This is a genomic window from Rhizobium sp. BK529, from assembly GCF_014194105.1.
Lineage (GTDB): Bacteria > Pseudomonadota > Alphaproteobacteria > Rhizobiales > Rhizobiaceae > Rhizobium.
Genome location: NZ_JACIAU010000005.1, coordinates 366,895 through 392,130 on the forward strand (window position 1 = coordinate 366,895; position 25,236 = coordinate 392,130).

Below are 25,236 nucleotides of genomic sequence, written 5' to 3' on the forward strand. Positions count from 1 at the left end.
GCATGCGCGCGCGGCGGCGCGCCGCGCCGTCTCATATCTACTTGTCATCATGCCCCTAGAATGCATCGCATTAACGTTGGTTCCAAAGGAGGACCCACTTGTATAGTGACCAGAGCGGGAGGCGAAGCGCCCGTTCTGGCCGCCCAAGCGAATGCCCGAGAGTGACCAGCCTGGATCGCACCCGTTGCCACTAGCTCGGATCGGCATCGAGACGAAGAGAGTCAATCAGGACAGTGCCGCTTTTATTTTGCCGCCGCTCTCGGCGTCGCGCGGACCCGAGGGATCGAACTCTCGCGGAACAACCCATCCGTATCGGCCGTCGGCAGTGCGATCGCGGAACTGGGGGAAGGGGGCCCGCCGTCGGTCTCGGCGAGCGCGACGGATGGCGAACCTGGCGGATCAGCGGAACACTCGGGTCACGGGGCAGTCGGTCCCGCGCCGTCTGACGCCGACGCTCCTGCGGCTGCCCTTGATCGCACCTCGTGTGACGCGAATTCCCGCTTTCCCGGACGGTCCCGTCCGGCCGCTATGCTGAAAGCTCCGATATGCTTCTTTGTTTGCTGGTCGATCCTGCCGGATCGGGGCACCCGCCAGCCGCGCGGAACCCATTTCCGGTCGGAGGCGAAAGCGAGCGTTGGTGGGCGAATAAGAGTGAGAGGAGGGACGGGGAAGCTGTGACGGATTGGAAGGGTTGGAGAGAGGTTCCGCCCGGTCCGTCATGGAGAAACCGACATGACTGAGAAGACTGAGAAGATCACGCTCGCAACCGCCTGTGACATTCCCTTCAACAAGCTTGTGCTCAGCCAGGCAAACGTCCGCAAGATCAAGGCGGGTGTGTCGATCGAGGAACTCGCTCAAGACATTGCGCGCCGCGGTCTGTTGACCAGCCTCAGCGTCCGTCCCGAACTCGACGACGACGGCAAGGAAACCGGCATGTACCGCATCCCGGCCGGTGGCCGGCGCTATCGGGCGCTGGCACTGCTCGTATCCCAGAAACGTCTGTCGAAGACAGCGGGCATCCCCTGCGTCATCAGCCGCGGCGAGAGGCCGGAGGCCGAGGATTCCCTTGCCGAGAACGTCCATCGCGAAAGCCTGCATCCGCTCGACCAGTTCCGGGCCTTCGAGACCCTGCGCGGGCAGGGGATGGACGAGGAGGAAATCGCCGCCCGGTTTTTCGTGCCGGTGGCGACTGTCCGGCAGCGCCTGCGGCTGGCGTCCGTCTCGCCGAAGCTTCTCGATCTCTACGCCGAAGACGGCATCACGCTCGAGCAGCTGATGGCGTTTTCGATCAGCAAGGATCATGCCCGTCAGGAGCAGGTTTGGGAGGCGATTGCCCGCTCCTACAGCCGTGAGCCCTATTACATCAGGCGCCTTTTGACCGAGACCGCCGTCCGGGCGACCGACCGGCGCTCCGTCTATGTCGGCATCGATGTCTATGAAGCGGCCGGCGGCGTGGTCATGCGCGATCTCTTCGACGAGGACCGAGGCGGCTGGCTGCAGGACCCGGCGCTTCTGGACCAGCTCGTGCTGGAACAGCTCAAATCGGATGCCGCGGCCATCCAGGACGAGGAGGGGTGGAAATGGGTCGAGGCCGCCTTCGATTTTCCCTACGGCCACACGACAGGTCTTCGCCGCGTCTTTGGCCAGCAGGCGGAGTGGAGCGAAGAGGACCTCGCCCGTCACGATGCTCTCCAGGCGGAATACGACCGGCTCGATGCGGAATACGCATCCGCAAGCGACTATTCCGAGGAGACCGAGCAGAGGCTCGAAGAACTCGGCACGGAACTCGACCGGCTGAACGATCGGCCTTACGTCTACGATCCGGAGGATCTCGCCCGCTCCGGCGTCTTCGTGTCGCTCGAGGCAAATGGCACGCTCAGGATCGAGCGCGGCTACGTCAGGCCCGAAGACGAGCCGCAGGTGGAGATGACCTGCGCTGTCGAGCAGGAGAGCGATACCGTCTCGGAGGTCGTTGCCTCGTGCGATGAGCCGCGGGTTGGTGACGACGACGAAGAGACGCTCAAGCCGCTTGCCGATCGTCTCGTTCTCGACCTCACCGCAGCCCGCACCGTCGCACTGCGCAACGCGCTCGCCAAGGATCCGGTGATCGCCTTCGTCGCCGTGCTGCATGCCTTCGTGCTCAAGACCTTCTACCTCTACGGCGCGGACACGTGCCTGGAGCTCACCCTGCAAAGTGCCCGCTTCAGCGAGACACCGGGACTGGCCGACACGATCGCTGCGAAGGAGATCGCCGAGCGGCAGGAAGCCTGGGGGCAGGACCTCCCGAAGGATCCGACCAGCCTCTTCGCCTTCCTGGTCGCGCTCGACGACGTCAGCCGGCACGCGCTCTTTGCCCATTGTGCTTCTCTGTCGGTCAACGCGGTCATCGAACCCTGGAACAGGCGCCCCCGGGCCATCGCCCATGCCGACGAACTCGCCCGAGCGATCGGATTCGACATGGTAGAAGCGGGCTGGGCGCCGACGGTCGAGGCCTATCTCGGCCGTGTCACCAAGGCTCACATCCTGCAGGCGGTCACCGAGGCGAAAGGCAATCAGACGGCAGAAGCCATCGCCCATCTGAAGAAGGCCGACATGGCCCGCGAGGCCGAGCGGCTGATGGCGCGCACCGGCAGGTTGCCTGAACCGCTTCGCCTTGCAGCCGTCGAGGCTGACGACCCCACTGCGGTCACGCACGAGACCGGCACGGACGAGACAGGCAAGGATATCGCGGAATCCGGGGCGGTCTCAAAACCGTCTTTCCCGGACGGCGAGCTCACCGAGCCTTTGGCGCGGGAGGATAAGGCCGACGTTTCGGACGAGATCGACGAGAAAGCCCCGATCCATCCGATCGCAGCCGAATAAGCGTCCTTTGCGTGAGGACGGCCCGGTTCCGCAGGGCGCCGGGCCACATGCGTTTCAATCTTTAACCTTCACCTCGAGCCCGGTCGCAAGCGCCGGGCCTTTTCGTTTCAGGAGACTTGCCATGACCAATTCCAGCTTCAACAGCCATTTGTCTTCCGCCGGCTTCAAGGTCGACATCTCGCGAGGGCAGCGCATCGGCCGCGTCTCGTCGGAGTGGTTTTCCCGGCCAGACGACGAACGCTTCCTGTCGCTCTCCGAACTCTACGACACGGTCCGCACCCGGGCCGATCGGGCGCATGCCCGCACCGTCGAGACGAGCGCCATCCGCGTCGAGGCATCGCGCGACAATGCCGAGCGTCTCGAGCTCATCGTGCCGGGCGAGCGAGGAAGCCGATGCATACGTGAGGAGCAGCCGATTGCCCCGACCCATTGGAGCTATGGCCAGCTCTGCAGCCTGGTCGGGGCGCCGGCAAACTACATGCGCCAGCTGCCGGCGCCGCTCGCCGCCATCAATCTGCAGCATGGGCTCCTCAGCCACCGGGCCGAACTGGTCAAGACACTGGAGATGGACGACGGGCGCCTCGAACTGCGCGCCGTCACCGGTCCCGACTATGGCCGCATCTGGGATCATGAACTGGTCGCAGCTGTCATGAAGATCGCCGGCAACGGCACCGGCGACACGATGTGGAAGGTTCCTGGTCAACTCGACTGGGCAAGCATGACCCACAATCCGTTTGTCGACATCACCAGGGATACAACGACGCTCTATGCCAGCGACCGCGACGTCTTCCTGTTCCTCGTCGACGACACCCATCCGATCGAGGCCGGGCGACTTGCGAACGGCGAGCCCGATCTCTATTTCCGGGGCTTCTATGCCTGGAACTCCGAGGTCGGCTCCAAGACGCTGGGCATTGCGTCGTTCTATCTCCGTGCCGTCTGCGCCAACCGCAATCTCTGGGGCACGGAGCAGTTCGAGGAAATCACCATCCGCCACTCGAAATTCGCCAGCGAGCGCTTCGCCCATGAGGCATCGCCCGCGCTGACGAGCTTTGCCAATTCGTCGCCCGCGCCCTTCGTTGCCGGCATCAAGGCGGCGCGCGAGACGATCGTTGCACGGCATGACGAGGATCGCGAGGCGTTCCTGCGGCGGCGCGGCTTCTCGAAGACCGACACCGGCAAGGTCATCGAGACGGTACTGTCGGAAGAGGGCCGTCCGCCGGAAACGGTCTTCGATTTCGTCCAGGGCATCACCGCACTGGCGCGCACCCGGACCAACCAGGACGTCCGCCTCGATCTTGAGGGCAAGGCCAGGAAACTGCTCGAGAGCGTGGGGCACTGATGCTGTCGGCGGCTGATCTTGCCGACCGTCTCGCGCGCCACGCCGAGGCGGTCTGCCGTCATTATCTCTCGGCCGGACGGCGATCCGGAAACTACTGGATCGTCGGCGATACGGCCAACAACAAGGGTCGGTCGCTCTACGTGCGCCTGACTGGTGCGCGGGCCGGCCGCTGGAGCGATGCGGCGACCGGGCAATATGGCGATCTCCTCGATCTCATCCGCGAAACCTGCGCTCTGTTGACCTTTGCCGATGTCGCGCAGGAGGCGCGCAGGTTTCTCGCCCTGCCGCGTCTGGAGCCGCTTGCGGCAGGAGGATCGAAGCTCAATCCGCCTGGCAGTCGATTGGCAACGGAGCGGGCAGGGCTGCTCTTTGCAAGCGCCAGGCCGATTGCCGGCACATTGGCCGAGCGCTATCTCCAAAGCCGCGGCATCCTCGGCGCAGCCGGCCATCAGGCATTGCGGTTCCATCCATCCTGTTTTTATCGCGATCTGACAACCGGCAACACCATGCGCCTGCCGGCGATGATCGCGGCGGTCATGGACGCCGAGGGCAGGCTCACCGGCGTCCACCGCACCTTTCTCCATCCGGAAGGTGATGGCAAGGCGAAGGTCGAGGAACCCCGCCGGGCGCTCGGCCGCCTTCTCGGCAATGCCGTTCGCTTCAACATGCAGCCGCATGCGCAGATCCCGATCCTGGTAGCAGGCGAGGGCATCGAGACCGTGCTGTCCCTGTCATGCATTCTTCGCGGCATGCCGATGGTCGCGGCACTCTCTGCCCACCATCTCGCCGCCTTCCGTTTGCCCGCGACGTGCCAGCGCCTCTATATCGCTGCCGACGGCGATGCGGCGGGGCGCCATGGGCTCGAAGGGTTGAGCCGGACGGCCAAGGCCCTCGGCGTGCTGCCGCTGGTGCTCTCTCCGGAGCTCGGCGATTTCAACGAGGATCTGCGTCGCCTCGGCGCTTCGCGCATGGCGGACAACCTGCGTCAGCAACTTTTCGCGGATGATGCGGCCACCTTCTTGTCCGATATCGTCACCCGCCGGTGAGGAGCAAGGCGCCGAGGCGCTGCGGTGATGCCGGCGGTGTCAGCGGGTCATGATGATCTCCGTAAAGACCGCGCCTGCGGGCCTGCCGGGAGGCGACCCGTACCATGCCGGTCGCGGCCTTCAGCGGGTCGGTCAGGTTTCTTCCCCGCGCGGTTCCCGCGCTCCTCGCGGATCAAGAAACCTGCCCTCAGCCGCCCGGCGCTTCGCTTGGCCGCGGCACGTCGCGCCGCGGTTCCGGCCGGAACCGGCATGCGAAGGGATCGCCGTCAGGCCGCGAGAGGCGCGGCTTCAACCACGGAGATCACCATGACCTGCTTGTCCTCCCTTCACGGCACCGCAGAACACCACCCATCCTCGCCGACGGATCGCGTTATCTATGAGATGCAGCTTCATGGCTACAGGCCCTTCGAGGACGAACCCGATCCTCGCCCCTTGCCCGAAGAGCATATCGTACGAGCCTCGCTTACCACGATCTTCGATGCCCTCTCCGACATGCTCGGTGACACCAGGCTGGAGCCCGATCTCGAAGACCTCCTCTGGTCGACCGTCAACCTCTTTCACCGGAGCGCCGAGCGCATCCAGCGCGAGCTCGATCGCAACGAGGAGGCGCAGCGCAACGGCCAGCGCGAGCAGGATGGCTCGGAGGTCAAGAGCGTCGAGCTCGAGCGGCTCGTTGCCGAGGGGATCACGCTTCTCGAACGCCGCAACAGTTTCGAGTTCATGCGCGATTACGCAGCCGATCTCTTCGAGACTGAGACGGGTTCAGCCTGGCGGCCACGCTCCGGATCGAAGGTCAGTCACGCCAACATGACTGCGGCAATGATCGACTCGAAAGACTTCCTGGCTGCACGCCGCCATGCCGAGACCGAAGTCATGATCCCGCAAGGCACCAAGATCGCCTTTGCCGGCGGCATGGACTACAACGATCATGATCGCATCTGGAAAAAGCTCGATCAGGCTCACTCCAAATATGCCGACATGGTGCTGTTGCACGGTGGCGCGCCGAAAGGGGCAGAACGCATCGCCGCCTGCTGGGCGCAAGCGCGCAAGGTGACGCAGATCGCCTTCAAGCCGAACTGGAACAAACACGCCAAGGCGGCGCCCTTCCGCCGCAACGACGACATGCTCTCCGTCATGCCGGCAGGATTGATCGTCTTTCCTGGCAACGGCATCACCGACAATCTCACGGAGAAGGCCCGGCGGCTCGGCATCCCGGTCTGGCAGGCTTCAGGAGACGGCGCGTAAGCGCCGTTGCCCTGGCTCCTATCATTGCGGTTGGAAACTTAGAACGTGGTCTTCTGGACCAACCACCAAACCGGCAGACTTGCCAGCGCAACAGCAGCCACCCAAATGGTCGCAAACTTGATCAGGTACTGCCTGCGGGCCTTCGCCTCGTTCCACTCGTACATCATCGCGGCCTTCCCTCTCCCAGCAGTGAAAATTGAACCACCGGGAATGACAAGTGTCGAGTGCGGAATTGCAACACCGAACGAGCGAAGGATTGAGATGAGGGCTAGTGACGAGCGGGTCCGATCGACCAGTGCGAATGTGGTCGTGGGCACAGCCAAGCAAAAAAGTTGAGTTAGTTTTCCCGGCGGTCGACGCCGGAATCCGAGCCATTACGAGCCTTCGCCGGGTCCTCCATGGTCGGATGGCGCGAATTCAAGGTGGAGCATCCCTAGAGGCGCGCGAGCCGTTCGCTTACACGTCGCCCTCGTCCGGGTAATCAGGTAGGCCGGACATTCTCGGCCCTGGATTTTCCAGTCTTGCGATCCTGACCCAGGTCATAGCTGACGGCCTGGCCATCGCGCAGCGAGCCGCCGCCTTGGACTGCGGAGATATGAACGAAGACATCAGGGCCGCCATTATCCGGGGCGATGAAGCCGAAACCCTTGTCCTGATTGAAAAACTTCACTGTGCCGTTCGCCACGAAACTCTCCACGGTTTGGATTTTCAGGAGCGACTCATAGACCGACCGTTGATGGCAGGCAAGCAAAGCCCGTGACTGTGACGTCTACGCCAGGCAGCTGGCAGGCGAGGGCGCAGAGCGCGGTCACCTGCATTTCCGTCTGACGGACGCAATCCTGAAGGTTCGACAGCCGCCCCGTGTTTCCTGACGATCCATTTCGGACGGGAAGCTAGCCGACCGATTGCGTCTTCTGCCGATTCCGCAATCTCCGACTCGACTCGTTCGACCGGTGACCCATGTGACTCTGTCGAGATATCGAGAGGGACCGCGTCATGGACGATCTTCAGAGCTCAACACCGATCCGCCCGCTTCACGTCGAGATCGACGGCATGGTGAAGTATCGGCAGGCCTACAGCGTCGAGGACCTTGCCGGTTTCCTTCTAAGTGAGCGATGGCCGCATCTGGAAAATGATACTCGAACATTTCACCGCGCATTGGCGACCGCCATGGAGGCCATGCAGCTTTATCTCGATCCGGAAATCGCTCGGAAAGCCTTCGTCGAGGCAGCCCATGCATCGAAGATGCACATCCTGCCCGACGACATGGATGAGACGAAGGCGGGCGGCCGATCGACGACAAAGGCCCCGCCGAAGCGGGGCAATTGGAGGTCGTCACACAGGAGGAAAATGCACCCGGTAAGGTGAAGTTTACCGATGCTATCACGCTTCCGACCTGAAATACTATTTCTTTAGAATTTGCTGATGTAATCCCCGGATGATTGCTCGTCGGGATGCTGATTGCGGCGGAACAAGTAGCAACGTGTGCCTCGGTTGTTGCAGCAGGGTGTGATCGCATCATCAGTTGATGATCCGTAAGCACCATGGGGGCGCTGCCTGATGGCGCTTGCCCTTTCCTCATAGACTTCGGGCGCCATGTAGTGCCGAGGCAAACCAAGCGAGGTTCGATATGGACGAGACAGTCGAGCAGCTTCTGCAGCTTACTGCGATCACCTCGACGCTCATGGCAATTTACGATGCCGATGACCGGCTGCGGTACGCCAACGGCGCGTTTCGCTCAGCCTACTTCATCGAACCCGATGAGGCCCCACTTTGGCCGGACCTCATGCGGCGCAATTTTGATCTTCGGCGGGGCACGGTCATCCGCGGCACAAATTTCGACGAATGGCTGCGATCGACGCAGTCGCGCCGCGGCAAGATCGGCTATCGGGCTTTCGAGACGGACCTTGTCGACGGACGGTGGTTCTGGATGACGGAGGCGGTGCAGACGAACGGTTGGATGTTGTGCATCGCCAGTGACATCACGAGTTTGCGAGCCAAAGGCAGGAATGTCCGGCAAGATCGGGATCAGGCGATCAAGGCATCTCAGACCGATGAATTGACCGGCGTCGCCAACCGCCGCTTCGTGATGGCACGCATCGAGGACATGCTGATCGCCAGCCAAGGGGGAAGCGACGGTTGTCTTGCCGTTTTCGACATCGATAATTTCAAATACATCAATGATCGGCTCGGTCACCACGCCGGAGATCTGGTTCTGCGCGACTTTGCGCATCGCATCCATCAGAGCGTTCGCCGCAGCGATTGTTTTGGCCGGGTCGGCGGAGAGGAGTTCATCCTGGTTATGCCGGGAACCTGCGCAGAGGACGCCATTGCTATTGTCGAGCGCATGCTCAGCGTTATCCGGTTTTCCCGGCCGCTGCCGGAATCGCCGGACTTCAGCTACACGTGTTCGGCCGGAATTACCGCTTGTGTGCCAACCGACAGCGCATCAGATCTTTATCGACGGGCCGATCAGGCACTTTATGAAGCCAAGATGAGCGGGCGCGATAGGGTACGCGCAGCGTAGCGACCAAGGGCAATGGGCAAATGCGTTGGTGGCGGTTCTCAGCCAGCCACCGCTCTGACTTTTGCGGGCCGACCTGCATCGGATTTGACCACTGGAGAAGGAATCGTCGCGAAGAAGCGTCGATGTCTTTCTGCATTCGCCTCATACATGGCCATATCCGCGCCTCCAACCGTGCCGTAGCGCGGTGACGGCGGCTTCGGTAATCGCCGGCTGGTTCCAGGCGATCGGACGCAGGCGGGCCTTTTCCTCTGGCGTCCGGACTGCGATAAAGCGCCAGTTCTGCAGGTGGAAGGAGGTGGGCGCTGAAGTGCCGATCCGCACCAGGTCCCGGATCTGGTCATCGCTCAGTGTGGCGGAAGTGTCGTAATGTTTGGCGGCACACCTCGTCGGGGGTTCATATCCCTTCCCCCATTGGATGTGACCGACAATCTGGACAAACTGGACAATATCTACTATCTTTGCGGCATAGATGAAGGAGGCGAACATGGTCGCTACCGCTCGAAAGTCGCAGCACAACGGTGGGATTGAGGTCGACAAGGCTGTCGTCGCCGACGTCCTTAAGGTCTTAGCGCGGCACAATCCCCGCCTCTCCAAAACAGCCCTTGCAGCAACAGGCAAGGTCGTGGCGGCGATCTCGGCCGCAACCGCGCGGCTGTCCGCTGAGCAGCAGCGACGGATTGCCGCCGACGAAAAGGAACTGGCCCAGGCTGTGGAGGCGGTTGTGGCTAGCTTGGCCGAAAAATCCGGTCGCAATCTCGAGGAGGTGCCGGTCGGAGAGCCCTTGGAGGTCAGCACCGGGCAGGGCCTCGGACAATCCTTGAACATCGAAGAGGGGCGTCGCCGCCTTGCCGAGTTTGCAACACCGGCTCGGATTGAGGACTGGGCGGGACCTGTTGCGGGTCCCGGCGACATAGAGAAGATGTTTGGCACGAAGCGGTCGACACTACACGATTGGCAGAAACGCGGGGCGGTGATCGGTCTGCTCAAGGGCGAGCGGAAACATGTCTTCCCCCTGGCCCAGTTTGTTGATGGTCGACCTGTCGAGGGCATGTCGCGGATCACGAAGATCATTTCCAATCCGCGCGTTGCCTGGCAGTGGTTGATCCAGACGAAGCCAAGCATCGGAGGAACGCCGCTCGACAGGCTCAAGAAAGGCCATCTTGACGAGGTTGTGGATGCCGCTGCGCGGGATTTCGGCTGAACCGTGAAGCTAGATTCCAGCACCGTTGCCGATCTCGCGCTCGCGTTTCGGCCGCAGTCATATCTCCGTGTCATGCCGGTCGCGCACAAGGCGACGCCGCTTGGCATGGGTTTCGGGAATACCAGGTTTTCCAGCCCGAGCCAGGCGTTCAAGCTCCTCTACATTGCGAGTGATTTGGCCACTGCCATCGCCGAGACCATTGTTCGTGACCGCTTTGAGGGGACGCAGGAACGTGTATTGGACGAGAGCGAAATCGAAGACTGGGCGGTAGCCGAGGTGACGGCGACCGATCCGCTTGTTGTTCTCGACCTGCGCACGACCGGGCTGCTGAAGTTGGGAGTCAGCACGGATGCGGCTCGGGCGAAGGAGCATCGCGAGGGACGGAAGCTGAGCGAAGTCGTCTATGGCTCTTTCGCCGTCGACGGCTTGCTTTACTCTTCCCGCCTCACGGCGGCGGCATGCGTTGCAGTTTATGATCGCGCTGCCGGATTGAAGCTGGCCGCTTCTCCAGCCGTGGAACTGATTCGACAGGCGGATCTCATCCGCGCCTTGCAGTCGCTTGACGTGTCGATCCGGGCCGAACGATAGCGCGGTAGCCTTTAGGTTTATTCGATTATCGCAAATCGTTTTGCGGTGCGGTTCGCTGCAGGCTGAATGAATCGAGAGTCACCAGAAGCAATATGTCTTGCCCTCTCGTTTGCGGGATGGTTCCATGCAATCACAAATGACTCCGCCGCAAATGTGATGTTCTGACTAGCGCCTAACTGCATTCGCCCCGAGCGCATCCAAGGCTATAGGCTTGGTGCGCATCAGCGAATTTAGCCGCATTTGCTCAAACGTCACCTACGCGTGGGTCGCCACGCCTGTCGAATCTTCATGGCGGAGACGCCTTCCGGTACGGACAGCATTAACGCTTATTGCAACTTTGATCCGAAAGTCATGACCACTACAGAATGCTCCAAACCGGTACCAACCCAGACTCGATCCAAACTTGAGTTGGCGGCGGCGTTGTCCGGCGTAATGACATACACCTCTGCCAACGGCTTCATGACCGGAGGCCTCGGGGTCGCGGGGCGGCAACTCGGTTTGACCGAGGTCGAGATCGGGCTGATCCTCGGCCTGGGAGCTTTGATTGGAGTTGTTGCCGCGCCCGCTTGGGGCTACGCCGCTGAAATATGGAGCAGGCGCAAGCTGATGCTCTGGGCGGTCCCGATGGTTGCGTTAGGACCAGCAGTGATGGCTGTCGTCATGGAACGGTTCATTCTTTTGTCTGCAGCCATCTCGGGGATTGTGCTCGGGGCCGCTCGTTTGTTGCAAGCAATCTTCGGTGCAGCTCTGATACCGGTTGCACAAGGCTACATGGCGGATTTCACTGAACCTTCGCAACGTCTCCGCGGAATGGGTGCCCTGAGTGCCGCCATCAGCTTCGGAACCCTCAGCGGCTCCGTGTTACTGTGGCTCACAGGCCACCTCGGAGTTGCCGCAGGATTTGCCATAATCTCGGTGTTCGGCCTATTCGCGTCCCTGATGGGGCTGGCATACCTACCACAGGACGTGATCCCCCGGACCGCGCTTCCACGCGAGGAAACCGCTCTGCCGCTCGCCGATATCTGGCAGTATCTGGCGATAACTTTGGTGGGATTCACATGCTACACAACTGTTCCGCCGATTTTCGCCCTCCGGCTTGTGGATAAGTATGGAATGGACGGCGGCACCGCGGCAGTGCAAACCGGCCTCGTTCTTACAGTCGGCGTATTGGCAGTCTGTATTGCACAGGTCTGGATTGCCTCGTGGCATTTCAAGCGTCCTCGCGGAATGCTAGGCGCTGGGAGCGCAGGCATTTTCATCGGGTTGATTGCGCTTCTTTTTGCGCGCGACATTCTGGGAATGTGCTTGTCGATGGCGGTTATAGGCTTCGCTGTCGGATTCTTGGCACCCGCAGTTTTAGGAGCCATGAGTGTTCTGAGCGGACGTGGGGCGCAGGGCAAGATTGGAGGGATCAATATGGCGGCGCGGGGATTGGGCTCTGCGCTAGGCCCGGTACTCGGAACGGTACTTTATCAAGCTGATCGCGACGCGCCAATTTGGGGTTCGCTGGCGATGATTATGATCATTTTTCTCCTCACGTTCGTATCGCGGGACCCGCGAGCCCTCGCCTCCTGACAAGTCAATATTAGAATTTCGTCCACCCCCTAGTGGTCACATTGGACGATTTTCGATAACAAACTGAACAATCCCACCCCTGAACGACCGGTCTTTCATCGGCAAGACCGTCGACACTTGTATGGACAAAATCGAGAAATCGAGACCGACGGCGCGGCGATGACAGATAAAATTGCCTTCCCACGTATGGCCATCTTGGTCGCGTCTTTCCTGACAGGCGGCCTCCTATGCTGGTTAACAGCGAGCCAGATGGGACTGCTGTTGCCGATCGTCGCGGTGGCGCATCGCTGCGATCGGACGATTCTGTTCGCGACATGCGGGGTGCTGGTGTTGGCGCTAGCCGGTACGATTGCCGTTTCATGGGCCATCCCTGATGAGATGGGCGTTGTCTTATTCTCGTGGGCGACATTTTTTGCGGTGGCCTTGGGATGCGTCGTCATTGTCGTCGTGAGCCGCCCGACGCCTGTCGCCGCCATCGAGCCTGCTATCGGCGGCCGGCATCCGCCTGTGCTCACCCCAGAGTTCCTGAGCTTGGTTCATCCCGATGATAGAGACCTCGCAAGCCACGCATCATCCCGTGCTTTTTGGAGCGGATTCCCGCAGATTGTGAGATACAGGCTGCTTCAATCCGACGGCAGTTACAGCTGGACCGAGTTCAGGGCGGAGCCCGGTTATACGATCGCCGACGACAGACCTGCCAAAATATCCGCCCAAGAACTACCTTGGTCGACAACCGACGCGCTCGGCGAGACGGCAGAGGCCGCAAGAATCGCACTTGTTCTTGAAACGATATTTGGAACAGGATGGGCGATGGACACGACAGGTCGTTTTACTTACGCGACTCCCAATGCGCAGACGACAATTGGTCAAACCCTCGAGGAGATGAACAAACAGCTCACCGAGCTCGACTTTCTTGACGGCGGAGACCTCGGTTGGAAGGAAATATTCCATCCGGACGAGTACGAACGAGTAGCGGCATCCCTTCGCCACAGTCTTAAAGCTGGAGAGCACTGGAACAACGAATATCGACTGAGAAGAGTTTCCACCGGCGAATTTGGCTGGCACCGGGTTGCGATGAGGCCGACGCGGGATCGAGTTGGACGAATCACAGGCTGGTACGGAATGTCGATTGACATCACCGTCTACAAACAAACGGAAGCCGCCTTGCGTGTCCGCGAACAAGAGCTTTCCCACCTCATTAATATGGTCCCCGTGCATATCATTCGGCTTAGTGGTGCCGGGAAACCGACGTTCCTTAGCAAAGCCACGCTCGATTATTTTGCGCTTGATGATCGATACGCGGACCATTCCGATGAGACGTTAGCAGCCATGCAAAGTGCCATACATCCCGATGATGCCTTGAGGGTGACCTCTGCTCTTCGTAGCGGCGTGGAACGGGGGGATCGGATTGCCGTACGGTATCGGGTGCGCGGCGCCGACGGCATTTTTCGATGGATGGACAGTCGCGCGGAGCCAATACGAGACGTAAGCGGAACCATCGTCGAATGGTACGCTGTGTCACTTGACGTCAACGATCAGGTTGTCGCGCAGGAAGAACTGCGTCTCGCACACGAGGATCTAGCCAAAGCGACCCAAGCGGCAAATCTCGCCGAGTTATCGGCTTCGATCGCGCATGAAGTTGCTCAGCCGCTGGCCGCGTTGCTGTCGAGCTCCGATGCCTGCCAACGATGGCTTTCGCTCGACCCTCCCAACCTGGATCGAGCGCAGCAGGCCTTGCAGCGGATCATCCGAAGCGGAAACGCGGCGACCGGTATTGTCAGTCGCATTCGAGCCCTGTTTGCTCAGTCAGCCGATGTGCGCGAACCGAGCGACATCAGCCGGATTGTTTTCGAAGCTCGCGAGTTGCTTACGGAAGAACTCATGCGGCACGGCGTACGGCTGGAAATTGAAATCGATCCAGCAATCCCAATCCTCCGGCTCGATCGGATTCAGATCCAGCAGGCGATGATTAACCTCATGAGGAACGGCATAGAGGCGATCGGCCCGAATTCCGATATCAAAACGCTCGGCATTCGGGTCAAGCATGTAGGTGCTGCTGTTCAAGTGGCCATCAGCGACTCGGGTCCAGGCGTGGAAAACCCCTCTAAGATATTCGATCCTTTTTATACGACGAAGGGGCAAGGGATGGGAATGGGCCTCGCGATATGCAGGTCTATCGTAACCTCGCACGGCGGCCGTTTGTGGGTGGAGAAAAACGAGCCGCATGGTGCGGTTTTCATCTTCACGTTACCCATTTCTGAAGCGTCGACGGATGGTTCGACGCAGCCAGAAGCGCATTAAACATAGAATCGGATCGAGACTTCAATGTCACCCGACCTGGACCGCACAACGAGAAGGAGCCAGTTCGTCAGGCCGCACGCGGAAATGTTGAGATTTCGGCTTTCATATCGATCTACCCTAGAATTCTCCGACAGATACCGCCAACGACGGAGGTGCCTGATTCGGTTGAATCCGATAACGGCCGCATCGATGTATCGATAAATGTTTATAAAGCTAAACGCAGATTGGGGACTGGTCCGAACTGCCTCTCCTGGTCGCTCTTTTCGCGGGCGGAAAGCGACGATCGCCCGTCAGCTCTCAACGTCTAAGTTCGCGAACAATGGCGTCATGTGTCTTTAGGGTCGATTTCCACGCGACGCTCGAGTTGTCAGCGCCCGCCAACGATGCCGAGCCTCGTGCCCAATGCTATACCCTCACGCTAAGTGTTGCAGCGCCGGCCCAAATAGGTGGTAGTCCCAACAGTACCTGCTCGCAGCAGCGTCGACACCAGAACGGAGGGACTTCGCTTCTAGCCATCGTGGTGCACGATTTCCACTCGTTTTTGGCACTTCTTCGAGCCCTTTCAAGTCTTCATATTCGCATCGAGTAACGTCGGAGAACGACCATGAAGGTGCACCTGATCCTGACTGCCACTTACGCTGCCATTGCCTTGGGGATTGGCGTATTCGCCCTGGCTCCAAACGGACACGCCGAGACACTTCCGGTCCAGCCGGTTCCAAACGCTGGAGGGGCTATTTTGGGCACGGAAATTCCCGACGACGCGGCTCAACGTGTTCACGATATGGAGGGTGAATTTCTTTTCAACACTCCACCCGCGTTTATTACTGGGCTGTCATGACGGGCAAGCGCGAAGGCCTCACCTTCGACCCCGAACTTCTCTACGTAGCCGCCATGTTCCATGATTTTGGGCTGACCAAAGGCTATGGAGAGAGCCATCGGCGCTTCGAAGTGGACGGGGCAAACGCCGCACGCGAGTTCTTGCGCGGCCACGGCGTTTCAGAAAGCCGATAGCGAGAAAGTATGGCTTGCGATCGCACTCCACACAACAAATGGCATTTCCGCGAACCTGTTTCCGATGGCCGCACTCCTCGCCGAGGGTGCGAATATGGACATTGTCGGTGCCGGCTACGACGAATTTACTGCTGCGGAGCGCAACGCGGTCGAGATAGCTCATCCGCATCCGCGGCGGTTTGCGGAAGATTTCATGCAAACGCTTTACGACAGCCTCAAACACCGCCCAGAAACGACGCAGGTACAGGACTGGCCAATGTCATGGCCTATAAAGATCCGCAATTTCTTCGCAGGGACTTCAGCAAGCTGATGCGGAATTCGCATTGGGAAACAGCGAAATAATCGAAGCGCACGCGACAGTCTGACGGCGGCGTGCCGCATGAGCGTCTAGCAAGGAGATTCACATGACCAACGACAGGGTTTCTGCCGAGCCTGATCAAAGGGGTCTTTCGATGATGGCGTGGCGTGTCCACCAGTTCGGGCCCCCGGAAACGATGAGCCTCGAACGAGTGCCAAAGCCCACGCCGGGCCCGGGAGAGGTCCTCGTCAAGGTTCGCGCCGCCGGGGTGGGCCCATGGGATGGGTGGATCAGAGCAGGCAAGAGTGCCTTGCCACAACCACTTCCACTAACGCCTGGCTCCGACCTGTCAGGCGAAATCGAGGCTGTCGGAACAGATGTGTCGGGATTTTCCGTAGGAGACTAAGTTTTCGGGGTTACGAATCCAAGGTTCATCGGAGCCTATGCCGAGTATGCTCTGGCATCTGCAGCAATGATGGCGGCCAAGCCAACCTCCCTCAGCTATATTGAGGCCGCCTCGGTTCCAGTTATCGCCGTGACGGCCTGGCAGGGATTGTTCGATCAGGCACGGCTTGAAGCCGGTCAGACGGTGCTCATTCATGGGGCGGCCGGCAATGTGGGAGCCTACGCCGTGCAACTGGCACGACGGGCAGGAATCCGGACCGTTGTCACGGCCGCCAGCCAAGATTTTGCGTATCTGCGGGATCTCGGGGCCGACCTATCGGTCGACTACCGTACCGAGCGCTTCGAGGACGCGGCTCGGGATGTGGATGTGGTTCTAGACCTGGTCGGCGGCGAGGCGCAGACGCGCTCCTTTGAGGTCCTGAAGCCCGGCGGTAAACTGATTTCTGCTGTGTCCAATCCCGATCAAGAGCTTGCCAAAAGGCGCGAGGTTGAAGCGCAGTTCTTTCTCGTGAACGTCACAACGCCCTATCTGGCAGAGATCACCCGCCTGATTGACAGTGGCGCGCTGAGGACAAGGGTAGGGGCAACACTCTCTCTTGCGAATGCACGCGAGGCTCATCAGATGCTTGAGGGAGAACTGAAGGCCCCGATAGGTAAGATCGTTCTGAGCGTGGAAAGCGGTTGAGCACGAAACATGTCCTGCCGGCTCGGCGAGTCTCGCCCTCCCTTGCCGGCAATTGATCAACCCGCTCGTCGGATTATCTCCAAGAGCCGTTCGCACACCCGAGGGAGGCTTTTGGTCGGAGCCGTTGCGACACCCAGCAGAAGCCCGGACTCCGCCCTCCCGGGCGGTAAGTACCACGCGGACAACGGCGACGGAGACATGCCGTACATCATGGCTTGGCGCGCCACGGACAGGTCCCGTATTCCGTTCGGCAACTTGAGCAGCACGGCTAATCCCGGCGCCGCAAGGCGGTCCGCGCCGACATGGGGCACTAGACAATCCAACAGAGCCTGTCGTTTGGCTGCATAGGCGCGTTTGGTGCGCCGGAGATGGCGCAGATAGTGGCCCTCATGCATGAACTCAGCAGTCGCGAGTTGTACTGACGGCCCGGGCGCCGGCATGAGACACGCTGCGACCTCTGCGAACCTGGAGGCGAGCGCAGCCGGCGCCACGACAAAGCCCAGCCGCAGGGTCGGGCTGATCGTCTTGCTGAATGAGCCGATGTGGATCACTCGCCCGGCACGATCAAGCGAGGCGAGGGCCGGCGCTGCTCGTCCCGCCAGCTGCAGTTCGCTTAAGTAATCATCCTCGATGACCCAGACTTTTTCCGACGAAGCCCAATCAAGCAGGCGAAGGCGCCGTTCGAGCGACAGCGTAGCCCCGAGTGGCGCCTGTTGCCCGGGAGTGACGAGGACGAGCTTGGCGCCGGGATGGTCACGCAATCCATGATTGACATCCATCCCCGCTGCGTCGACAGGGATCGGGGCAACAGCAAGCCCCGCCAGTTCGAGCCCCTTGGTTGACCATGGGAAGGATGGGTTTTCAACCCAAGCCTTATGCCCACCTAAACCAAGCACGTTAAGTGTCAGGCCGAGCCCTGCGCCAAATCCACGGGTGATGATGACCTGAGAAGGAGAGCAGTTTATCCCCCTTGCCACCGCAAGATAGGCGGCGATCTCCCGTCTCAGTTCAAGCTCGCCACGTGGGTCAGGATAAAGAGGCGGGGCGCTTGCTTCGGCACGGGTGGCATTCGCGCGAATTCGCGCGAGCAAGGTTGCAGGAAACGTCTCGGTCGCGGGCACGCCCATTTGGAAGAACGCCGGCCCTTTCACCATTTCAAGGTAGGTCTCCAGGAAAGAGCCTGCGTCTGGCAACATTTCCTTCTGCGTGACGGCGCGAGGCCGTGGCGCAACCCGAGTGCCCATCGATCGGGAAGCCTCGATCATCTGGGCCGCAGCAAGTTTTTCATATGCTGTCCGGACCGTTCCACGCGACAAGCGAGCTGGGCGGCAAGGTCCTGCCATGAGGGCAGCCGGGCGCCGGACTCCAGCACGCCGCCTTCAATGGCCTTTGCCATTGCCTTGCGGATCTGGTCCGACAGCGAGGTTTTAGCCGACCGGTCGATATCGAGATTCAGAGGCTTTTTCATCGCGCCATGGTACACAATTTCTGTGCGTTCTTGCTCCTTTTCTATAAGCCAGAAAACCACCATCTTCAGGTTCTCAAAAAGGAGAACCCTTATGAAGATCCACACCATGCTCTCGGCGACCTGGATCGCGCTGGCTTCCGTTGCCGGCACAGCGTCCGCGCACGCCGGTCAAGCCGAAACGGTTACGCCCAGGTTCAGCCAGTCGATCCCGAACATGCCGGGCAAGTCGCTCATAGCTGTAGAAGTTGATTATGCGCCTGGCGCAGCTTCGCCCATACACACGCACGCGAAGTCGGCCTTCATCTACGCCTATGTGCTGTCCGGCGAAATCCAGTCGAAGGTCGATGACGGCGAAACCCGCATCTTCAAGGCAGGCGAGAGTTGGTCGGAGGCTCCTGGCGCCGTGCATTCGATCAGCCGCAATGCGAGCAACAGCGCGCCGGCGAAACTGCTTGCCGTTTTCGTCGTCGATTCCGCTGACAAGCCGCTTACAACCCCGTTAAAATGAGGACTCTGGCCAATAGGCTGGGTTAACCGGGTCGCACCAAATGGCGCCAAGGCTCTCGGTGACGTCTACGCGTACCATTATACAAAGCGACTTGCCGGGCGAGCTTGTCGACCTTTTCTACGTGCGCGCCTCGCAGATTAGCAATTGCGCCTATTGCCTCGATATACGCGCGAATGCCGCGCGCGATTTTCTGCTGGGACAGGGCATCACCAAGGCCGGTACTGACCTCGTCGCGAACGCGGTTGATCCACATACGACGCCCGGGATACCGGAGCTCATGCGCCCGGAGATCTCGCTGCTGCAGGTGGGAGCGGGCATGGACGTCGCCGGCCGTGGCTATGATCAGTTCATGGATGAGCAGCGGGAGGCGGTTGTTGCCGCGAAGAGGATTTCAAACACGGATCATAAGCCGTTTCTTCGGGACGCTGGTTCAGATCCCTTCAAGAGCATCCAGGGGTATCGCGCCTAACAGAAGCCGTTAAGCTTCAGGATTTTATGGGCGTCGATCGTCGCCCGAAGAGCCTCCTCGGCCGAACGGTCTCCGTCGTTTGCGTCGGGGTGGTGCATCTTGAGCCTCTGCTTGTAACGGCTTCTGATTTCATCCGGCGTAGCGTTCGGCGAAAGGCCGAGCGTTTCAAATGCTTTTGCTTCCAATACTTTGAGTTTGCGAGATTGAAGGGCCGCTTTAGCTGCTTGGTTTTGTGCAGTGCTTTTTCGCGCATTAATAGTCTTCGCGGTTCCGGAGCGACCTGAGGAGGGGAGGGGAGTTTCAAAAGTGTGATTGACTCTGACGCCCCAACTGGGGCGGCTGCCACTTGCCGCTTCCCGCTGATAGCGGGCCGTCACAGGGTTCGACAGTTTCGTCACGTAATTGTAGCCTTCGCTATATTCTTTGGCGTGGTTACGACAAAAAAGCAGGTATAGCCCCTCAGCGTCCGCTCCCACTGGGGCGCGATGGTCGCCTCGTTTGTCGCATCCATCCCATTGGCATCCCGGGCCAATTGAATCGCGATGTTCAACCGGCTTTTTTCGGGTCGGTTTGAGGCCGACGAAAATCTTTGAATCATACGTCATCGCGCCTTATATGACCTTGCCCCTGGCCACGACAAGATCGCTCTGACAGACACGGATCCCATAAGGTACCGCAGCCCTGCACGATCGTATGACTGAGATTTTCCGCTTTGCTATATATTCGGCAGGCCGCGACGCTGAAAGCGCCCAGATAGTTTGTTTCCCCATTAGTCGAACCATTAGATTTATAAATAGCGCTCGCCGTTGTTTGCCAATGCGACGGCGCATTCCATCAAAGTCCACGGTTGGCCGTCAGGTTGTCGAGCTGATCGTAATGAAGTCTTCGAGGCATATCCTGCCCCGTAGCCTTGAGGTCGTGGCTCGAGTGCTTGGTCAGATTGTCCTTACGCTGGTAAGCTTTGCCACCTAGGACAAGAGGGCAAAGCCAGCGGATTTCATGTTGGCGGCTTCCGAGCGCCGAGCCGAGGGAGGTGCTGCTCGACCGTACTATCTTCACGGTAAGCCCGGAAATCCATGCTGAATACCTTGCCCGGCTCGATGCACCGACGCAGCCCCATGAGCGTTTACCACGCACCAGGTCAACTAAAGCTGATTATCGGGACATATTTGCAGCTGCCGATTTTCCTGACTATCGATTCCAATCCCATCAACCGCCAGCTGGACCTCTCCCGCCACAATTCAACGGCATCGCGGGCTCTCTCAGTATCCGAGAGTTTAAGGCGGCGCGCATTCGATCCCGCATGCAGAAGGCCGCGCAAATGATGAGCGGCCGGTGATTGACGTTCAACGACGTTCGAGATACTGGGCGCCGCCACGCTCACCCTGACGAGGTGGCAAAGGGGAGGCCCGGTCAGCACGAGGGACCGGGCCTCTGCCTTCAGCCAAAAATAATGGTGGCACCGGGAACTTTCGTAACGCCGCGAGGTATGACACTTGGGTCGCACGACGAAGGTTAGTTCAGCTCACCAGCCTTCACAGCAGTCGGGCGACCCGTCCTAACTGCCCGAACTCGCCCGCTTCGGCGGGCTCCTTTTTCCCCTTACATTTGAGGGTTAGACCTTCCGCCGGGACCCTGTTTTTCTGTTGGGACCAGGGGGCAGCCCATGAATTGGTTCCACTCTGCAGCTCGACAGCACGCATTGGCTGCTAATTTTCATCCACGCGAACGGCGTCGTTCACACTGTGAGGGACAGTCACGATTCAGGAATCTGATCACCAACGAGGCGCGAAGGGTGATTGACAAACAAGGGAGCGGTCGGGGCTACGGATCGCTACGTTTGGCTACTGCAATGAGAGACTTATGTGGGAAAGTCGACTGCGTTATCAGTGCAGATCGATTATTCCCGATGGCGGTTATGTCCATTAGCGAACACGTCTCTTTTCGGGACGGATCATGGCCAACTCCGAGTTTATTCAGATGATCAAGGCTGAAGCCGAGCGCAGCTGTAAGGCAGACACCACATTAAAAACTTTAGTATTTACGAAAATAATAAAATATTTTGCGCAAAACAATGATACGGTACCATTGTAGAATAAATTTTTAATACGAGGCAAAAATTATGCAGCAGTTTTTTCCCGGGCTGACAGGACGGCAAATCACAATCTTTTTGATCGAAACATCAGTGCTTACAGCTGCGCTAATCGGCATCCTTGTGGTGACGATCCCTATGATTTGACCGAGCCTTCGATGAAAATTAAATTCCCTCTTCATGACCAAGCCAGTGGATCATATGCTAGATCAAGAATTAGACCGGCTCCTCTTTGACCGGATCTGGGCTTTGGGCGCCAGGGCAGTGCAAGACAATCAGATTTCTGCGCTCGCCGATGCCACCCTCAGCACCCCTACCTTGGAAGAATACCAGAATAGCCGCGGTCAGCGGATGGCGGATTTGATCAAGGTCATCAAACTCGGGATCTCGCAACTCCGCTAACGCCGGTGCTGATCGTGGTGGCTTTAGGGATCAGCCGAGTTCGTTCGCCAATATTGCCGAACATGGTGCCCAGTCCGTCTTGAGCGTCTTGACCGCCAGTTCACACCCTTAAAAACAAAAGAGGAGGTCTTTCAGATGAATGACCGAAGCCAGATGGCTTTCTCGCCAATCAAGCAGATGAAAAATCATCGTTCCCAAAAGAAAAATCTAAAGTTCGCGGAAAACAGGGTCGACAAAGTAACTCGGCAGCTCGTCAGTCAGACGGCGATTGTCGAGGCGTATCGGGTCAACTGTTTTCTAGCGGAACCGGATAACGCGCTCCTCGCGAGGATTTATGACAGCAGACGTCGCGCTATGGATTACCTGTTGCGCGTTAAGGCTTGTCGCTAGGGAGCTCATCGGATCTACCTCCATGGCGCTGGAGCTGGGGTCCCTCGCTATTGGTTTGAATGTGTGCGCAGGGTGCCTTTTCGGGAGACATCATGTCGAAATCAATTCGAACACTGCTGTTTGCGCTGGTCGCCGCCCAGCCGATCAGCGCGCGTGCCGAACCGCTCGAAACCTTTCAACTCAAAGACCGCATCGATGTGGCCGGTCAGGCATTGGGAACCAGTCGCTTCTACAAGGTCACCACAAGCGCATCGAGAACAGTGCTATTTTCGGTAACAATCGACCCCTCCTGTCACTATACGCTCCAGAAGGGAGCAGTCAGAGACATCCAGCCCCATCCCGGAAAGGTACCGATCGAATTTTCGGATAAGGCTTCGGTCGGTGACGTTTATATTTTCTCTTTTTCTCAGACTCGTTCCGCCTGGCAAGCGAGCAGACCGTGCGCGTATTCGTTCTCGCTCCAATGATGACGGGACAGATGCCGGAAAATTATTTGACGATTGCGTCACGCCATCCCAAGTGGAAGCAGTACCGTTCTGCAGCATGGATCGCGGTCTTTTTGTCCGGGAAAGGCCCGTCGAGATAGTGCGGCTTGCCCCGAAAGACCACCGCTATTCCTCGTGAGACCTGATCCCACACTATCACCATGTCTGCTTCATATGCCATTGCGACATCATTTCCGGGAGGGCGCCCGGTGTGCGGTGGTCTGCGCCGGTATTGAAGATATAGGGCCTGATGACCGGAAATCATGGCCTGCAAAAAATTAAGCACTGGGAACGCGGGCAGGCGCTGACATGGCGCTGCCTCTCCGACCAAGGAGAGGCTCCTTGGTAGGCGGCATTTGATGATGGGCAGAGTTATACATATGGCTTTTTGTGGGGCGGACCCGCACACTTTTCGAGAGAGGACGAGATTGATCCTCCTTGAATTCACTTGCTATGATCCACGATTGAGCGCAGGTTGAAGTTCTCGGTAGTTCATTTAACGGGCGCTGCCGATTGAGGCCTATGCGCTTCGCCCTCACCGAAAGGAGGACTGACATGTCTTCCACTATTGATACGACTAATCTGAAAGCCAAAGACCTCAAAATGCTCGACGGCGTTCTCGCGGCCTGCGGCTATACAGGCACTATCTCGGGGAACCCGAAGGGTGAACTCAATGTTGCCGCCAAGCTTATAATCAGGCTCTTCCGCCAAGGCCTGCGGCAGCCGGCTCAACTTGCTGACGCTCTCTACCGGAACTTCGATAGGCCGGGTATGCAGCCGAACGTTATAAATTTCCCTGGCCGGCATCGAGAAGCGGTGCAAGGCATAACACCGAAGAGTCGCGTTCACTGATCACGCCCTCTAAAGCGGCGGCGGTTTGGTAGCTTTGCCCCGGCTAAAGCTACCGAAGGCGATCGGCTTGTGCTCAACCACATGATGATGGGCGATGGTATCAGCTCAGAAGCTGAGATCTGTCGACCAATTTGGTTGCCGTGTCCTTAAGAACGTCAACGGTGCTCAGGGGTGCCTTTCCGACAATGGCAGCATTCGCCAAAAGTGCCGCAATCTTCTCCGCGGCCGTGGCGTCGCCAGGGACAAGATAAACCCGCGCAGGATCACGCAGTTGATTTATCAGCTCTTTTATGTCGGTGACCATGCACGCGGGAACTCGGGAGCGCCACGGATGTTCCCAAGCATATGTTGTCATATTGCCAATTTCGTCTTTTTGGACTGCGACAGGTGCGGCATGAGCCAGTGATCGATGTACCGGGTTGCGAAATGGATGCCTTCTTGGCTGATTCCCCGATAGAATTTGCATCTGCCTACCGCGCCGTTATGTGTAAGCGGTGTCTCAGACCACTGATTTGGTTTCTGGCTTGTGGACGTAGGCCCAAGGCAACAGGTCGTCGAGCTGGCTGTTCATCTTTATGATGATCGTCGTCATCATCGAGCTTCTTCGATGCTGGAAATCAGCGGTATGGCAGCATAGGCAGGTGCTGCGTGCGCCAGCGGTGGCAGGCCAGCCCATCCTGCCCATCTTTCTCGTCAGCCCCACGAAGCAGAAAACATGGGGTGAGCGGTTGTCGCGCCGATAATTGAGCGACAGCACTGTTCCCGGATGCTGCCAATATAGTCGCTATATCCGACGCCCGGCCTGTGGGTATGTGAGACCGAGTGCGGGACGAGACAGATTACGACCCAGACGGAGACAAGACTGATGGCCGTCAGATAGTCCTGTACCATGATCTGCGATGTCGGATGAAGCCGTTCATCCTGCAGACGTCCAGCACGAAAAAGGCAAAACTCGGCTGAGGCCGCCTGGAGACAGGATGAAGGTCTCGACCTCGAGATCCGCCAACCGCAACTCGCGCTCGCGGAATGTGTCGGGCACTGCCAGTATCAGGGGTTCCTTGACCAGGATTTCGGACTTCAGTTCGTCGTCCTCGACCCGCGGTTTGGCGATCGCTATGTCGATTTCGCGCCGGATCAGGGCGCTTTCAGCTCGGCATTGTTCATCGCCGCGGGCTCGATATCGGGATTGGCGGCGCGAAACCCCTGATGATCTTCGGCAGCAGCCCATAGGTCGCCGTGCGACGAACGCGATCTGAAGTCTTCCGGCGACGCCTTGCCCGATGCGCATGACTTCGCGTTCGGTGTGGTCGACGCGCTCGAGGATTTCTCGGGCGCGCTCGAGCAGCAATTCGCAACCCACCGCTCCAACATCATTCGTGCCGGCTCCGCGTTCACCAGGAGGCGATTGGAAGTAATCGCGGTGTTACCCTTGAGAGCGGAGCCGACCCGTGAAATATGAGCGACATTCGGCTACTTGGACAAGTCGC

24 protein-coding genes and 4 pseudogenes are annotated in these 25,236 nt (G+C 59.2%); 21 read left to right on the forward strand and 7 right to left on the reverse strand.

Features of this window, described 5'->3' with window-relative positions; all coding sequences use genetic code 11:
* Nucleotides 1-732: 732 nt before the first annotated feature.
* The 4 genes from FHX08_RS26990 (at nt 733) to FHX08_RS27005 (ending at nt 6,492) form a co-directional block, all read left to right on the forward strand.
* The gene (locus FHX08_RS26990; RefSeq protein ID WP_184327944.1) at nt 733-2,862 is read left to right on the forward strand and encodes a ParB/RepB/Spo0J family partition protein; all 2,130 of its coding nucleotides are present in this window, start codon (nt 733-735) and stop codon (nt 2,860-2,862) included.
* 121 nt (nt 2,863-2,983) lie between these two features.
* On the forward strand, nt 2,984-4,201 hold the full coding sequence (locus tag FHX08_RS26995; protein WP_184327945.1) for a DUF932 domain-containing protein: 1,218 nt from the start codon (nt 2,984-2,986) through the stop codon (nt 4,199-4,201).
* The gene (locus FHX08_RS27000; RefSeq protein WP_184327946.1) at nt 4,201-5,247 is read left to right on the forward strand and encodes a toprim domain-containing protein; all 1,047 of its coding nucleotides are present in this window, start codon (nt 4,201-4,203) and stop codon (nt 5,245-5,247) included. Before FHX08_RS26995 ends, FHX08_RS27000 begins: the two co-directional genes overlap by 1 nt.
* 306 nt (nt 5,248-5,553) lie before the next feature.
* On the forward strand, nt 5,554-6,492 hold the full coding sequence (locus FHX08_RS27005) for a DUF2493 domain-containing protein (RefSeq protein WP_184327947.1): 939 nt from the start codon (nt 5,554-5,556) through the stop codon (nt 6,490-6,492).
* A 38-nt stretch (nt 6,493-6,530) separates the two neighbouring features.
* Here the strand turns inward: FHX08_RS27005 and FHX08_RS31895 are convergent, their stop codons facing one another.
* On the reverse strand, nt 6,531-6,659 hold the full coding sequence (locus tag FHX08_RS31895; RefSeq protein ID WP_281412391.1) for a hypothetical protein: 129 nt from the start codon (nt 6,657-6,659) through the stop codon (nt 6,531-6,533).
* A gap of 314 nt (nt 6,660-6,973) precedes the next feature.
* On the reverse strand, nt 6,974-7,177 hold the full coding sequence (locus tag FHX08_RS27010) for a cold-shock protein (RefSeq protein WP_132658610.1): 204 nt from the start codon (nt 7,175-7,177) through the stop codon (nt 6,974-6,976).
* Nucleotides 7,178-7,488: 311 nt separating this feature from the next.
* Here FHX08_RS27010 and FHX08_RS27015 point away from each other — a divergent pair, with 311 nt between their 5' ends.
* Both FHX08_RS27015 and FHX08_RS27020 read left to right on the forward strand, forming a co-directional pair.
* Nucleotides 7,489-7,860: a DUF982 domain-containing protein gene (locus FHX08_RS27015; protein ID WP_184327948.1), complete on the forward strand. Its 372-nt coding sequence runs from the start codon at nt 7,489-7,491 to the stop codon at nt 7,858-7,860.
* A 262-nt stretch (nt 7,861-8,122) separates the two neighbouring features.
* A complete protein-coding gene (locus tag FHX08_RS27020; protein ID WP_184327949.1) occupies nt 8,123-9,019 on the forward strand; it encodes a GGDEF domain-containing protein in 897 nt (298 codons plus the stop codon).
* Between the two features lie 183 nt (nt 9,020-9,202).
* Here FHX08_RS27020 and FHX08_RS27025 read toward each other — a convergent pair.
* A pseudogene (locus FHX08_RS27025) lies at nt 9,203-9,448 on the reverse strand (nitroreductase family protein); the annotation flags it as partial.
* 55 nt (nt 9,449-9,503) lie between these two features.
* On the opposite strand from FHX08_RS27025, the gene FHX08_RS27030 reads away from it, so the two are divergent.
* The 8 genes and pseudogenes from FHX08_RS27030 (at nt 9,504) to FHX08_RS27055 (ending at nt 17,083) form a co-directional block, all read left to right on the forward strand.
* Nucleotides 9,504-10,220: a hypothetical protein gene (locus tag FHX08_RS27030; protein WP_184327950.1), complete on the forward strand. Its 717-nt coding sequence runs from the start codon at nt 9,504-9,506 to the stop codon at nt 10,218-10,220.
* A gap of 3 nt (nt 10,221-10,223) precedes the next feature.
* Nucleotides 10,224-10,808, forward strand: a complete 585-nt coding sequence (locus FHX08_RS27035) for an RES family NAD+ phosphorylase (RefSeq protein WP_184327951.1) — start codon at nt 10,224-10,226, stop codon at nt 10,806-10,808.
* 288 nt (nt 10,809-11,096) lie between these two features.
* Nucleotides 11,097-12,383 carry an MFS transporter gene (locus FHX08_RS27040; RefSeq protein WP_246698388.1) on the forward strand — a complete coding sequence of 429 codons (1,287 nt, stop codon included), beginning with the start codon at nt 11,097-11,099 and terminating at the stop codon, nt 12,381-12,383.
* A gap of 159 nt (nt 12,384-12,542) precedes the next feature.
* The gene (locus tag FHX08_RS27045; protein ID WP_184327952.1) at nt 12,543-14,684 is read left to right on the forward strand and encodes a PAS domain-containing protein; all 2,142 of its coding nucleotides are present in this window, start codon (nt 12,543-12,545) and stop codon (nt 14,682-14,684) included.
* Nucleotides 14,685-15,288: 604 nt separating this feature from the next.
* On the forward strand, nt 15,289-15,522 hold the full coding sequence (locus tag FHX08_RS31720; protein WP_246698389.1) for a hypothetical protein: 234 nt from the start codon (nt 15,289-15,291) through the stop codon (nt 15,520-15,522).
* Entirely contained in the window at nt 15,519-15,695 is a 177-nt protein-coding gene (locus tag FHX08_RS31725; protein ID WP_246698390.1) for an HD domain-containing protein, read from the forward strand. Before FHX08_RS31720 ends, FHX08_RS31725 begins: the two co-directional genes overlap by 4 nt.
* Nucleotides 15,696-15,759: 64 nt before the next feature.
* The gene (locus tag FHX08_RS31730) at nt 15,760-16,005 is read left to right on the forward strand and encodes a hypothetical protein (protein ID WP_246698391.1); all 246 of its coding nucleotides are present in this window, start codon (nt 15,760-15,762) and stop codon (nt 16,003-16,005) included.
* 142 nt (nt 16,006-16,147) lie between these two features.
* Nucleotides 16,148-17,083, forward strand: a pseudogene (locus tag FHX08_RS27055) (NADP-dependent oxidoreductase).
* A gap of 56 nt (nt 17,084-17,139) precedes the next feature.
* On the opposite strand, the pseudogene FHX08_RS27060 reads toward FHX08_RS27055, so the two are convergent.
* Nucleotides 17,140-18,551 (reverse strand): annotated as a pseudogene (locus tag FHX08_RS27060) (PLP-dependent aminotransferase family protein).
* A gap of 91 nt (nt 18,552-18,642) precedes the next feature.
* Here FHX08_RS27060 and FHX08_RS27065 point away from each other — a divergent pair.
* Nucleotides 18,643-19,059, forward strand: a complete 417-nt coding sequence (locus tag FHX08_RS27065) for a cupin domain-containing protein (RefSeq protein ID WP_184327953.1) — start codon at nt 18,643-18,645, stop codon at nt 19,057-19,059.
* Between the two features lie 91 nt (nt 19,060-19,150).
* Complete coding sequence (locus FHX08_RS32115) at nt 19,151-19,528, forward strand: hypothetical protein (RefSeq protein WP_184327954.1); 378 nt, start codon at nt 19,151-19,153, stop codon at nt 19,526-19,528.
* On the opposite strand, the gene FHX08_RS27075 is transcribed toward FHX08_RS32115, so the two are convergent.
* Nucleotides 19,525-20,133, reverse strand: a complete 609-nt coding sequence (locus FHX08_RS27075) for a J domain-containing protein (RefSeq protein ID WP_184327955.1) — start codon at nt 20,131-20,133, stop codon at nt 19,525-19,527. The two genes, FHX08_RS32115 and FHX08_RS27075, sit on opposite strands and share 4 nt — an antisense overlap.
* A gap of 388 nt (nt 20,134-20,521) precedes the next feature.
* On the opposite strand from FHX08_RS27075, the pseudogene FHX08_RS31735 reads away from it, so the two are divergent.
* The 5 genes and pseudogenes from FHX08_RS31735 to FHX08_RS27095 form a co-directional block, all read left to right on the forward strand.
* Nucleotides 20,522-20,687: pseudogene (locus FHX08_RS31735) on the forward strand (DUF1778 domain-containing protein); the annotation flags it as partial.
* A 1,113-nt stretch (nt 20,688-21,800) separates the two neighbouring features.
* A complete protein-coding gene (locus FHX08_RS27080) occupies nt 21,801-22,022 on the forward strand; it encodes a hypothetical protein (protein ID WP_184327956.1) in 222 nt (73 codons plus the stop codon).
* A 135-nt stretch (nt 22,023-22,157) separates the two neighbouring features.
* The gene (locus FHX08_RS27085; RefSeq protein WP_184327957.1) at nt 22,158-22,412 is read left to right on the forward strand and encodes a hypothetical protein; all 255 of its coding nucleotides are present in this window, start codon (nt 22,158-22,160) and stop codon (nt 22,410-22,412) included.
* A gap of 92 nt (nt 22,413-22,504) precedes the next feature.
* Nucleotides 22,505-22,879 carry a hypothetical protein gene (locus FHX08_RS27090; protein ID WP_184327958.1) on the forward strand — a complete coding sequence of 125 codons (375 nt, stop codon included), beginning with the start codon at nt 22,505-22,507 and terminating at the stop codon, nt 22,877-22,879.
* 573 nt (nt 22,880-23,452) lie between these two features.
* On the forward strand, nt 23,453-23,749 hold the full coding sequence (locus FHX08_RS27095; protein ID WP_184327959.1) for a hypothetical protein: 297 nt from the start codon (nt 23,453-23,455) through the stop codon (nt 23,747-23,749).
* A 499-nt stretch (nt 23,750-24,248) separates the two neighbouring features.
* Here the strand turns inward: FHX08_RS27095 and FHX08_RS31740 are convergent, their stop codons facing one another.
* Both FHX08_RS31740 and FHX08_RS31745 read right to left on the reverse strand, forming a co-directional pair.
* Entirely contained in the window at nt 24,249-24,506 is a 258-nt protein-coding gene (locus FHX08_RS31740) for a hypothetical protein (RefSeq protein ID WP_246698392.1), read from the reverse strand.
* Between the two features lie 159 nt (nt 24,507-24,665).
* Complete coding sequence (locus FHX08_RS31745; RefSeq protein ID WP_246698393.1) at nt 24,666-25,097, reverse strand: LysR substrate-binding domain-containing protein; 432 nt, start codon at nt 25,095-25,097, stop codon at nt 24,666-24,668.
* Nucleotides 25,098-25,236 lie beyond the last annotated feature (139 nt).